This window comes from Micromonospora sp. DT47, from assembly GCF_049844475.1.
In the GTDB taxonomy this organism is placed as follows: domain Bacteria; phylum Actinomycetota; class Actinomycetes; order Mycobacteriales; family Micromonosporaceae; genus Micromonospora.
Window position 1 is genome coordinate 25,595 of record NZ_JBNCLC010000024.1, and the last position, 11,212, is coordinate 36,806.

The 11,212-nt window shown below is 74.0% G+C and carries 10 protein-coding genes; 5 read left to right on the plus strand and 5 right to left on the minus strand.

Features of this window, described 5'->3' with window-relative positions:
* Nucleotides 1-76: 76 nt before the first annotated feature.
* The gene (locus tag ACLQ2U_RS26765; protein ID WP_425753688.1) at nt 77-1,258 is read left to right on the plus strand and encodes an ABC transporter substrate-binding protein; all 1,182 of its coding nucleotides are present in this window, start codon (nt 77-79) and stop codon (nt 1,256-1,258) included.
* A 122-nt stretch (nt 1,259-1,380) separates the two neighbouring features.
* Here ACLQ2U_RS26765 and ACLQ2U_RS26770 read toward each other — a convergent pair whose 3' ends face one another.
* On the minus strand, nt 1,381-2,271 hold the full coding sequence (locus ACLQ2U_RS26770; RefSeq protein ID WP_425753689.1) for an ABC transporter permease: 891 nt from the start codon (nt 2,269-2,271) through the stop codon (nt 1,381-1,383).
* Between the two features lie 101 nt (nt 2,272-2,372).
* Nucleotides 2,373-3,404 carry an ABC transporter substrate-binding protein gene (locus ACLQ2U_RS26775; RefSeq protein WP_425753690.1) on the minus strand — a complete coding sequence of 344 codons (1,032 nt, stop codon included), beginning with the start codon at nt 3,402-3,404 and terminating at the stop codon, nt 2,373-2,375.
* 266 nt (nt 3,405-3,670) lie between these two features.
* Here ACLQ2U_RS26775 and ACLQ2U_RS26780 point away from each other — a divergent pair, with 266 nt between their 5' ends.
* The 4 genes from ACLQ2U_RS26780 to ACLQ2U_RS26795 all read left to right on the plus strand — a co-directional run bounded on the left by ACLQ2U_RS26780 (nt 3,671) and on the right by ACLQ2U_RS26795 (nt 8,083).
* A complete protein-coding gene (locus ACLQ2U_RS26780) occupies nt 3,671-4,456 on the plus strand; it encodes an ABC transporter ATP-binding protein (protein ID WP_425753691.1) in 786 nt (261 codons plus the stop codon).
* 2 nt (nt 4,457-4,458) lie between these two features.
* A complete protein-coding gene (locus tag ACLQ2U_RS26785; RefSeq protein WP_425753744.1) occupies nt 4,459-5,409 on the plus strand; it encodes an LLM class F420-dependent oxidoreductase in 951 nt (316 codons plus the stop codon).
* On the plus strand, nt 5,406-5,714 hold the full coding sequence (locus ACLQ2U_RS26790) for a cupin (protein ID WP_425753692.1): 309 nt from the start codon (nt 5,406-5,408) through the stop codon (nt 5,712-5,714). Before ACLQ2U_RS26785 ends, ACLQ2U_RS26790 begins: the two co-directional genes overlap by 4 nt.
* A 65-nt stretch (nt 5,715-5,779) precedes the next feature.
* Nucleotides 5,780-8,083 carry a hypothetical protein gene (locus ACLQ2U_RS26795; RefSeq protein ID WP_425753693.1) on the plus strand — a complete coding sequence of 768 codons (2,304 nt, stop codon included), beginning with the start codon at nt 5,780-5,782 and terminating at the stop codon, nt 8,081-8,083.
* 95 nt (nt 8,084-8,178) lie between these two features.
* Here ACLQ2U_RS26795 and thiC read toward each other — a convergent pair whose 3' ends face one another.
* The 3 genes from thiC to ACLQ2U_RS26810 are packed head-to-tail and all read right to left on the minus strand — an operon-like array spanning nt 8,179 to nt 11,182.
* On the minus strand, nt 8,179-9,771 hold the full coding sequence (thiC, locus tag ACLQ2U_RS26800; RefSeq protein ID WP_425753694.1) for a phosphomethylpyrimidine synthase ThiC: 1,593 nt from the start codon (nt 9,769-9,771) through the stop codon (nt 8,179-8,181).
* Nucleotides 9,772-9,788: 17 nt separating this feature from the next.
* Nucleotides 9,789-10,577, minus strand: a complete 789-nt coding sequence (gene thiD, locus ACLQ2U_RS26805; protein ID WP_425753695.1) for a bifunctional hydroxymethylpyrimidine kinase/phosphomethylpyrimidine kinase — start codon at nt 10,575-10,577, stop codon at nt 9,789-9,791.
* A complete protein-coding gene (locus tag ACLQ2U_RS26810; protein ID WP_425753745.1) occupies nt 10,574-11,182 on the minus strand; it encodes a thiamine phosphate synthase in 609 nt (202 codons plus the stop codon). Before ACLQ2U_RS26810 ends, thiD begins: the two co-directional genes overlap by 4 nt.
* Nucleotides 11,183-11,212: the final 30 nt, after the last annotated feature.

The following is an 11,212-nucleotide window of genomic DNA, read 5'->3' on the forward strand; positions in this document are numbered from 1 at the left end:
CAATCCCGTTTCTCTACTGAGGACGGACTAGCGGCGGTGACCGGGCAGCGTCCCGCGCCACACCTGGAGGACTGAGTTGAGCCCCATCCGCTCCGCGACCATCGTGGCGCTCGCATCGGCCGTGCTGGCCACCACGCTCACCGGCTGCTCGTTCGGCGCGGGGCAGGAGGACACGAGCCCCATCGTCATCGCCGCCGACCTCGAACTGTCCGGCGCGGCGGCGCCGGTCGGCAAGGCGTACCAGCAGGCTCTGGACCTGAAGGTCAAGCAGCTGAACTCCTCCGGCGCCCTGGGCGAACGGAAGATCAAGCTGCAGGTGAAGGACAATCGTTCCGACGCGGGCGAGTCACTCCGCAACATCGCCGACTTCAGCAGCGATTCCAAGGTCAACGCGATCATCATGGGCGGCTGCAACGAATGCGCGGTCGGCGCCGTCCGCACCGTCAACGAGAAGAAGATCCCGACCATCGCGCTCGCCGCTTCCAGCGTCGTGTCCAGCCCGGTCGCCGACCGGCGGTACGTCTTCAAGCTGGCCCCGAACGCGGCCGACAGCGCGGGCGCGCTCACCACCGAACTGCGCCGCCGCACCATCCGCAAGGTCGCCGTCCTGCACAGCGACGACGACTACGGCCGCGAGGGACTGGACGCGCTGCGCGGGGAGTTCACCAAGGCCGGCATCCGGCTGCTGGCCGCCGACAAGGTGCGGCGCACCGACACCGACGTCAGCCAGCCGGTCCGCCAGTTGACCGCCCGCAAGCCCGACGCCCTGATCATCTGGACCCCGCCGGAGCAGGCGTCGCTCGCCACCACCAGCGCGGGCCAGGCCGGCTTCGCCGGGTCGCTCTTCCTCGACGCGGCAGCCGCCGGCGACCTCTTCCTCGGCGCCGAGGGCAAATCCGCCGACCGGGCCACGCTGATCTTCACCCAGACCATGGTGATCGACGACGTCATCGCCACCACCCCGGCCAAGGCCGCCCGGCGGCAGTGGTTCCAGGACTACACCGCCCGCTTCGGCAGCTACAACGGCTTCTCCTCGTTCGCCGCCGACGCCGTCCAGCTGATCGCCGACGCCGCGCTGCGATCCGGCGGCCCGAGCGACCGGGTCAACCGGGACGGGATCCGGGACGTGCTCGAGACGTCCCAGCTGGACGGCCTCTCCGGGCCGATCCGGATGACCCCCGACAACCACTCCGGCCTGATGCCCCAGGCCCTGACCACCCTGGTGGCCCGGGGCGGCCGCTGGCGGCTGGCCGGCTGAGCGTCGGGGGGGGCCGCCGCCCGGGGGGCCCCCCCACCCCGGGGGGGGGGGGGGGGGGGGGGGGGGGGGGGGGGGGGGGGGGGGGGGGGGCCCCCGGCGGGGGGCCCCCCCCCCCGACGGCGTCAGCGGGCGGAGGTGGTGGCCCGGACCCACGGCAGGGCGAGCCGCTCGACCAGCGAGAGGGCCGAGTAGAGCACGATGCTCATCACCGCGATCAGCACGATCGCCGCCCAGGCGGTCGGGGTGTCCCCGATCCCGTTGTACTGCAGGATCTGGTAGCCCAGCCCCGGCTTGTCGGAGTAGAACTCGCCGATCACCGCGCCGATCGCGGCCAGCGGCATGGCCACCTTGAGTCCGACGAAGATCTGCGGCAGCGCGGCCGGGAAGCGCACCTTGCGGAACGACTGCCACCATGAGGCGTTCAACGACCGGGCCAGCTCGGCCAGGTCCGCCGGGGTGGTGGTGAGGCCGGTCGCGGTGGAGAGCACGATCGGGAAGAAGCAGAGCAGGAACACCATGGTCAGGATGGGCTTCGCGCCCCAGCCGACCGAGACCACCAGCAGCGGGCCGAGCGCGATCTTCGGCACCGCGTTGACCGCCACCAGCAGCGGCGCGAACATCCGCTCGGCCCGCCGGGAGGCGGCCAGCGCCATCCCGATCAGCACCCCGGCCGCCGACGAGAGCAGGAAGCCGAGCAGCGTCATTCCGGTGGTGATGCCGAGCGCCGGCAGCAGCACGTCCGCTGCGGCGGCCAGCGCCCTCCACACGTCCTGCGGGGGCGGCAGGGACGCCGGGTGCACCAGCTTCAGCCCCGAGGTGACCAGCCACCAGACGCCCAGCGCGATCACCAGGCCGAGCAGCGGCAGGCCGACGGCGCCGGGGCGTACCCCGGAGATCCGGGACCGCCGCGCGACCGGCGGCGTGGTCGGGGCCCCGGCGGCGTCGGCCGCGACGCCGGTGGCCTCCGGCCCGGATCCGGCGACGTCCGATCGGGTAGGGGTGGACTGCCTCATCGTCTCCTCCTCTCCTGCCGGCGCGGGGGCCGGCACGCGACGGGGGTGCGGCCCACCGGTCGTGCCGGTCGGCCGCACCCCCATGGCATGGTCGGCGTCGATCAGGCCTTCGGCGCGAGGCTGAAGTCGATGATCTGATCCGGGGTGATGTTCTGCTTCAGCGCGCCGGCGCCCTGCAGGATCGCGATGCTCTTGGCCACCCGGTCGCTGTCCAGGGTGCCGATGGCGGTGCCAGAGTTGCTGGACCGGACGTACCCGGCCATCAGCCGCAGCTCGGCGGCGGCCGCGGCCGGGTTGGTGGCGTCGACGTTCTTCTTCAGGATGTCGGCCGCCTCCTGCGGGTTGGCCAGGGCGTACTCCAGGCCCTTGAGCAGCGCCGCGGTGAAGCGCTTGACCATCTCCGGCTTCTCCTTGGCGGTCTTGCTGGAGGTGATCAGCGCGTTGCCGTAGAGGTCCTGCATGACCTCGCTGTACGGCAGCACGACCGGCTTCTTCTTGGTCACCGCCTCGACGGTGGGCTGGCCGACCACAAACTGGCCGATGCCGTCGACCGTGCCGGAGGCGAGCGTGCCCATCAGGGTCTGCGCCTCACCGTTGACCCAGGTCACCTTGCTGGCGTCCACGCCGGCCAGCCGGGCGTACGTCGGGAAGAGCTGGCGGACCACGGAGGTCGGGGTGTCGGCGAGCTTCTTGCCCTCCAGGTCCTTCGGCGTGGCGATGCCCTTGCCCTCGACGGTGACCACGGCGGCCATGGTCCGCTGCTGGATGGCGGCCACCGCGACGAAGTCCTTGGCCGCGCCGTTGCCGAGCTGGAGCAGGCCGCCGGTCAGGTCGATCGGGCCGAAGTCGGCCTGGCCGCCGACCACTGTCTGGATCACCGAGCCGGTGCCCTGCCCGGGCTTGATCTCGACGTCGAAGCCGGCCTCCTTGAAGAAGCCCTTGTCCTTCGCCACCCAGGCGTACGAGTCGCGGCCGAAGTTGCCGAACGAAGTGAGGTACGTCACCTTCTCCAGCGCCTTGCCGTCACCACCCTTCGCCTCGTCGGCGGAGTCCGAGCCGCCACTGCAGGCGGAGACCAGGGCGAGGGCGGTGGCCAGGGCGGCCGCGGCGACCGTACGGGTCAGCCTTGTCATCTGTGCACCATGTCCTTTCCGACCGGGTCAATGCCACCCGGAGGGGTTGTCGGTCCGGCGGTGCCGGCGTGAGGGGGAGCCGGCGCTACCGTCGTGAAGGGACTCTTCGCGGGCACAGCGTACGAGACACCGACCGTCACGACACCAGGCGCATCGGGTTGCGGAACGGAAACATCCGGGCTCCACCCCGGACGGTGCGCAAGGGACACACGCCCGATAGCCTGTGTCGGATTCCTGACCCACCACTCAGGGGAGGCCCGGCGGAGATGATCCGACTGTCCGAGGTGTCGCGGACCTTCGACGGCCGGTCCGGTCGGGTCGAGGCGCTGCGCGGCATCGACCTGGAGGTCGCCGAGGGCGAGTTCGTCGCGGTGCTCGGGCGCTCCGGCTGCGGCAAGTCCACCCTGCTCCGCATGATCGCCGGGCTGCTGCCGGTCAGCGCCGGCGAGATCACCGTCGCCGGCACGCCGGTCACCCGGCCCCGCCCGGACATCGCGATGCTCTTCCAGCGGCCCGCCCTGCTCCCCTGGCGGTCGGTGCTGGACAACGTCCTGCTGCCCGCGGAGATCTTCGGCTGGAGCCGGGCGAAGCACCGCGAACGGGCCCGCCAACTGCTCGACATGACCGGTCTCGGCGGCTTCGAGAAGCGGCTGCCGCACGAGCTCTCCGGCGGAATGCAGCAGCGGGTCTCGCTCTGCCGGTCACTGCTCGGCGAGCCCCGGGTGATGCTGATGGACGAGCCGTTCTCCGCCCTGGACGCGCTGACCCGGGAGGAACTCTCCGGCGAGCTGCAGCGGGTGCACATGGAGACCGGGGCGACCGTCGTCTTCGTCACCCACTCGATCGACGAGGCGGTGCTGCTGGCCGACCGGGTGGTCGTGCTCAGCCCGCGCCCGGGTCGGATCCGCAAGGTCGTCGAGGTGGACATCCCCCGCCCGCGCACCCTCGGCCGCAACGCCCACCTGGCGGACGTCGCCCGGGTCAGCGCAGACCTGCACGAACTGCTGATGGAACGCGAGGCGCCGGCGCCGGCCGGGGCGGAGGGACGATGAGCATGCGGGTGGCGGTCTTCACCGAGCCGCACCGGGGGGCCGACTACGACGACCAGCTCCGCTTCGCCCGGCTGGTCGAGGCGGGCGGGTTCGACGGCTTCTTCCGGGCCGACCACTACCAGGCGATGGGCGACGAGCCGGGGCTGCCCGGCCCCACCGACGCCTGGCTCACCCTGGCCGCCCTGGCCCGGGAGACCTCCCGGATCCGGCTCGGCACGCTGGTCACCTCGGCCACCTTCCGGCTTCCCGGGCCGCTGGCCGTGATGGTCGCCCAGGTGGACCGGATGAGCGGCGGCCGGGTCGAGCTGGGCATCGGCGCCGGCTGGTACGAGCGGGAGCACACCTCGTACGGCATCCCGTTCCCCGCCGTCGGCGAACGCTTCGACCGGCTCGCCGAGCAGCTGGAGATCGTCACCGGCCTGTGGCGCACCCCGGTCGGGGAGACCTACAGCTTCACCGGCGACCACTACCGGCTGGCCGACGCCCCCGCGCTGCCCAAGCCGGTGCAGCGCCCCGGCCCACCGGTGATCGTCGGCGGGCGGGGACCGAAGCGCACCCCCGAGCTGGCCGCCCGGTACGCCGACGAGTTCAACATGCCGTTCACGTCGGTGGCGGAGACCGCCACGGCGTACGAGCGGGTCCGCGAGGCGTGCGAACTCACCGGCCGGACCGGGTCGGGGCGGCCGCCGCTGGTGCTCTCCGCCGGGGTGGTGGTGGCGATCGGGCGTACCGACGCCGAGGCCCGCCGCCGGGCCGCCCCGCTGCACGTCAAGAGCGCCCTGCCGCCGGAGGACCCGGTGGTCGGCTCGCCCGCCCAGCTGGTCGACCGGCTCGGCGAGTTCGCCGCGATCGGCGCCACCCGGGTGCACCTGCGCCTGATCGACCTCGACGACCTGGACCACCTGGAGCTGATCGCCGCCGAGGTGCTCCCCCAACTGGACGGAACCCGATGATCCACGTGACGGACGGCACCGAACTCGGCCCGGTGGGTCAGGAGATCGTGTACGAGAACGACCGGGTCCGGGTCTGGCACATCCGCCTGGAGCCGGGCGAGCGGCAGCCGCTGCACCGGCACGACCACCCGTACCTGGTGGTGGCGGTCCAGGGCGCGAAGAACGTGGTGCAGACGGTCGACGGCATTCTGATCGACGCCGACGAACCCACCGGCGGGGTGGTCTACCGCGACCCCGGCGCCGTTCACATGCTCACCAATGTCGGGGACACGACGTACCTGGCCCGTCTGGTCGAACTGAAGTAATCCCAGGCTGACGCCTCGCCGCGCCGCAGTGGCGATCGGGCGCACCGGGCCGTAACGTGCCCGACATGGCCTTTCGGACGTGGGGCAGACTGCTGCTCACCGCACTGGGGGTGAGCGTGCTGGCCGGCGCTGGCCAGCTCGGCATCGCGTACGGGTTCGGCATCGTCCGACTCACCGGCTCCTTCACCGACGTCAACCGGTGGCCGGCCCAGCTGACCTGGGTCGGCTGGTTCGCGGTGACCGCCGCCGTGGTCGGCGCCGTGCTCACCGGGCGCCTCGCCCGACGGGAGGGGCTGCCGGACGGCACCGGGGTGCGGATGGCGGTCTCCGCCGCCGCGGCGCTCGGCGCCGTCGTCGTCGCCCCGCTCTGCATGCAGCCGGCCCGAGCCGCCGAGCTCAACACCGTCGACCCGGTCTGGGCGGTCGGCATCTGCGCGGTCGTCGGCGCGTTGGCCGGCGCGGGCGCCGCGTCGGCCGTCCTGCTCCGGCCGCCGTTCGGCTGGAACGTCGCCGTGCTGGCCGGCGCGGTCTGGCTGATCGCGCTGGTCTCCGCCGCGCCGACGCTGCTGTCGACCGGGTCGCTGCGCACCGTACGCCTCGGCGTGCTGGAGCCGACCTGGCTCGACGGCGACACGGCGCAGCGCCTGGCGATCGTGATCCTGCCCGCGGTGGCCCTGGTCGCCGGCGCGGTGACCGGTGGGCTGGCCCGCCGGCGCGGGCACGTCCCGACGGTCAGCGCCGGCGTCGGGGCAGCCGGCCCGGTGCTGCTCGCCTTCGTCTACCTGACCGCCGGCCCGGGCAACTCGGCCGACCGCTACCAGCTCGCCCCGTACTACGGCGCGGTGATCGCCGTCGCGGCCGGCGCGCTCGGTTCGGCCGCCGCCGCCCTGCTGCGCTGGCCGCTCCGCCCCGCCCACGCGACCTCGGACGACGCCATCGAGCCGACCGACATCCTCGCCCCGCTGCCCGCCGTCCCGACCCCGGCCGGCGCCACCGCGGTGAGTCCCACCACCGTCGACCTGGCCGCGCCCGCCGGTCCGGTCCCGGCCGGCACGCCCACCGCGGGCCGGACCCCGGCCCACTGGGACTGGCCGGACGCCACGCCGGACCGATCGGGTCCGTGGTCCGCGTCGGACCGGCCGGCCGCGCCCGCCCCGACCAGCCCGGCCGCCCCGCCCGCCACGCCCACTCCGGCCGGCAGCGCGGACCCGGTCCACCCGGCCATGTCGGGTGGACCGCTGACCGGCGCGTCGGACGGCGACCCGGCGCGGACGACCGAGGAGCCGCCGAAGGTCGATCCGCCGGTGGCCAGCGCCCGGTCGTCGTCGGTGAAGCCGCTGGTCGACGCCGGCACGCCCCGCCCGCGCGGCCGGCGGGCCACCGCGTCCGCGACACCGGTCACCCCGGACGCCGGCGCGACGCCGGACGCCGCCAGCGCACCGACCGAGCCGGCCGCCGCCAGCACACCGGTCGACGCCACCGCGCCAGTCGACGCCACTGCGCAGGTCGACGCCACTGCGCCGGCCGACCAGATCCCGCCGGCGGACCGGGCCGCAGCCGACTCCACCGCGCCCGCGGGCCGGACGACCGGGGCGGCGGCGACCGCCCGGGGCGCGACGCCGAAGGGCGCCCGACCCGCCCAGCCGGCCGACGCCGGAACGGCCTCCCCGCCGAAGCCCCCGGCGAAGCGGACCCGCAAGCCCCGCTCCACCGCCGCCGTCCCGCCGGTGGCCGAGCACGCGACCCGCTCCACCCCCGGCACTCCGGTCGCCCCCCGCTCCGGGGACGACGACGCGGAAGCCCCGGCCACCACCGACGCCCCGACGCGCCGGCCGGTCATCGCCGAGGCGGCGGCACCGGCCAATGGTCCGGCGGAACCGGGCCCTGGCCTCCGGCACACCGTGCCGGCGGCCGCCGAGGCGACGCCGCGCCCCCGGCACCGGCTGCCGGACCTGACCGGCGCGGGCGGTGGGGACGCCGTCGCCCGTACCAACCCGCCGCGGGCGGCGCTGCCCTTCCCCGACGCGGGTACCGACGACGAGGAGACCCGGGTCGCCCTCCGCTGGGACGCCAACGACGCCCGGCCGGCCACCCAGGTGCCGGTCGACGGCCGGAGCAGCGGCCCGGCCCCGACCGGGATGGTCGAGGAGCCGGCGGCCGGGAAGTCCCGGACCAGGCGGGGCCTGTTCCGCCGCAACCGGGGCGGCGAGCCGGCGGTCGAGACCGAACCGGCCGAGCCGCTGGCGGCACGGGACGAGGAGTACGTCGACTGGGTGGCCGGACTGAGCCGGCCGCTGGCCGACAACGAGCCGGAGACGGAGAGCGCCCGCCGCTCGCTGCGCTCCACCGGCCGCCACCATCGCGACTGACCATCGGGCAAGATCCCCCCGGTTCGGCGATGCGGCGGTGTCAACGGCCCTCCGTCACCGCCGCATCGCCGACCCGGGTTGATCAACAGGCCGAGTCAGGCCATCGGCAGGTAGACCCGGCCACCGGAGGAGAGGAACTCCTCCGACTTGTCCTTCATGCCGCGCGCCGCGTACTCCTTCAGCTCCTGGGTGATCTTCATGGAGCAGAACTTCGGCCCGCACATCGAGCAGAAGTGGGCCGTCTTCGCCGGCTCGGCCGGGAGCGTCGCGTCGTGGTACGACCGCGCGGTCTCCGGGTCCAGCGCCAGGTTGAACTGATCCTCCCAGCGGAACTCGAACCGGGCCTTGGAGAGCGCGTCGTCCCAGGCCTGCGCGCCGGGGTGCCCCTTGGCCAGGTCGGCCGCGTGCGCCGCGATCTTGTACGCGATCACCCCGGCCTTGACGTCGTCCCGGTCGGGCAGCCCGAGGTGCTCCTTCGGGGTGACGTAGCAGAGCATCGCGGTACCGAACATGCCGATCATCGCGGCGCCGATCGCCGAGGTGATGTGGTCGTACGCGGGCGCGATGTCGGTGGCCAGCGGGCCGAGCGTGTAGAACGGCGCCTCGTGGCACCACTCCTGCTGGAGGTCCACGTTCTCCTTGATCTTGTGCATCGGCACGTGCCCCGGACCCTCGATCATCACCTGCACGTCGTACTCCCAGGCGATCTTCGTCAGCTCGCCGAGGGTGCGCAGCTCGGCGAACTGCGCCTCGTCGTTGGCGTCCGCGATCGAGCCGGGCCGCAGCCCGTCGCCGAGGGAGAAGGTCACGTCGTACGTCGCGAGCAGCGCGCACAGCTCGCGGAAGTGGGTGTAGAGGAAGTTCTCCTCGTGGTGCGCCAGGCACCAGGCGGCCATGATCGAGCCGCCCCGGGAGACGATCCCGGTCACCCGGTCGACGGCCAGCGGCACGTACGGCAGCAGCACCCCGGCGTGCACGGTCATGTAGTCGACGCCCTGCTCGGCCTGCTCGACGACGGTCTCCCGGAACACCTCCCAGCTCAGCTTCACCGGGTCGCCGCCGACCTTCTCCAGCGCCTGATAGATCGGCACGGTGCCGATCGGCACCGGCGAGTTGCGGACGATCGCCTCGCGGGTCTCGTGGATCCGCTTGCCGGTGGAGAGGTCCATCACGGTGTCGGCGCCCCACCGGGTGGCCCAGGTCAGCTTCTCCACCTCCTCGGCGACGGACGAGGTGACCGCCGAGGTGCCGATGTTGGCGTTCACCTTGACCAGGAACGCCTTGCCGATGATCGCCGGCTCGCACTCGGGGTGGTTGACGTTGAGCGGCAGCACCGCCCGCCCGGCGGCGATCTCGTCCCGGACCAGCTCCGGCGGCACACCCTCGCGGATCGCCACGAACTCCATCTCCGGCGTGACCGCGCCCGCCCGGGCGTAGGCGAGCTGGGTCGGGCGCTTGCCGTCCGCACCCGCGAGCGGGGTGCCCGAGCCGTGGACCGGCGCCACGTCCCCCCGGGAGGCGATCCACGGCCCGCGCAGCGGCGGCAGCCCGACCTCGGGGTCCGAGCCGGGGCCGGAGGTGTCGTAGAGGCGTACCGGCGGGTTGTCCCCGGCCAGCTCCACCTCGGCGAACGGCACCCGGACGTCCGGCCGGGACCCTTCGACGTAGACCTTGCGACGTGCCTGCATGACAGCCTCCCTGGTGATCAACGGGACCAGCCGAAGTGGTCCAGCGGGCCGCGTCCCGCACCCAGCTCCCAGTCCCGCGCGCCGGTCAGCGCGCGGGTGACGTACTCCTTGGCGGCGGCTACCGCGACCGGCACCGGATCGCCGGCCGCCAGCCGGACGGCGACCGCCGCCGAGAACGAGCAGCCGGTGCCGTGGTGGTGCCGGGTGTCCACCCGGGGCGCGCGGAGCAGCGTGGTGGTGCCGCCGCCGTGCAGCACGTCGACCGACTCGCCGTCCGCGTCGACGTCGCCGCCGGTCACCACCACGTGCGCCGGGCCGCCGGTGGCGAGCGCCTCGGCGGCGGCCACCATCTCCTCGACTGTGGTCACCGGGCGTCCGGTGAGGGCCGCGGCCTCCGCGCAGTTAGGCGTCGCCACCTCGGCGTACGGCAGCAGCCGCTCGACTGCCCCCACCACGCCGAGCCGGTGTCCACTCGTGGCGACCAGCACCGGGTCGACGACGAGGTGCGGCAGTCGCCCCGCCTTCGCCGCCTCGGCGACCACGTCGGCGACCGCCGGGGTGCCGAGCATCCCGGTCTTCACCGCGCGTACGTCGAAGTCGCCGAGCACGCTGTCGAGCTGCTCGGTGACCGTGCGGGGTGGCAGCGGCAGGACGGCGTCCACGCCCCGGGTGTTCTGCGCGGTGACCGCGGTGATGACCGACGTGCCGTACGCGCCGAGGGCGGCGAAGACCTTGAGGTCGGCCTGGATGCCGGCGCCGCCGCCGGAGTCGGAGCCGGCAATGGTGAGCACCGTGGTCGGGGTCATCCTTCTCGCCCTCTCAGAGTTGGCGTCATCAGCGTGGTGACCGCCTCGGTCGGGTCTTCCGCTCGCATGACCGCGCCGAGCACCGCCACTCCCCTGGCTCCCGCCGCCAGGCAGGCATGCACCTGGTCCGGGCTTTCGATGCCACCCAGGGCGAGGACCGGCACGGGGCTGACCTGGATCAGCTCGCTCAGCCCCGGTTGGTGCAATGGTGGGCCGTAGCCCGGCTTCGTCCGGCTGGGGAAGACGGGTGAGAGGGTGGCGTAGTCCTCTGTGGTCAGCCTTCGCAGCTCTGCCTCGTCGTGGCAGGAGCGGCCGACGAGTCCGTGCCTCGGTGGTGGGTAGGGGCCGGCGGCCGGGAGGTGCACGGCGTCGCCGTCGAGGGGGTCGGGACCGGCGACGATCAGGGTGCCGCCGGCCTCGGTGAGGATGGGGCGCAGCTCGGCGGCGAGAGCGGCGCGGTCGGCGCGGGGCAGGTCCTTCTCCCGCAGCACCACCCAGCGCGCTCCCCCGGCCACCGCCGCGGCGACCACCTCCGGCAGCGGCCGCCGCGCCTGCCACCGGTCGGTCAGCACCACCAGCCCAGACGGCGCGGAGGATCCCGCGATCGTGGAACATGCCGGCCCCGCCAGGGGCCG

Excerpts from the sequence above, each read along its gene's own strand:
- ACLQ2U_RS26770 (WP_425753689.1), bottom strand. The coding sequence starts at position 2,271 with ATGAGGCAGTCCACCCCTACCCGATCGGACGTCGCCGGATCCGGGCCG.
- ACLQ2U_RS26775 (WP_425753690.1), bottom strand. The coding sequence starts at position 3,404 with ATGACAAGGCTGACCCGTACGGTCGCCGCGGCCGCCCTGGCCACCGCC.
- ACLQ2U_RS26780 (WP_425753691.1), top strand. The coding sequence starts at position 3,671 with ATGATCCGACTGTCCGAGGTGTCGCGGACCTTCGACGGCCGGTCCGGT.
- ACLQ2U_RS26785 (WP_425753744.1), top strand. The coding sequence starts at position 4,459 with ATGCGGGTGGCGGTCTTCACCGAGCCGCACCGGGGGGCCGACTACGAC.
- ACLQ2U_RS26790 (WP_425753692.1), top strand. The coding sequence starts at position 5,406 with ATGATCCACGTGACGGACGGCACCGAACTCGGCCCGGTGGGTCAGGAG.
- ACLQ2U_RS26795 (WP_425753693.1), top strand. The coding sequence starts at position 5,780 with ATGGCCTTTCGGACGTGGGGCAGACTGCTGCTCACCGCACTGGGGGTG.
- thiC (WP_425753694.1), bottom strand. The coding sequence starts at position 9,771 with ATGCAGGCACGTCGCAAGGTCTACGTCGAAGGGTCCCGGCCGGACGTC.
- thiD (WP_425753695.1), bottom strand. The coding sequence starts at position 10,577 with ATGACCCCGACCACGGTGCTCACCATTGCCGGCTCCGACTCCGGCGGC.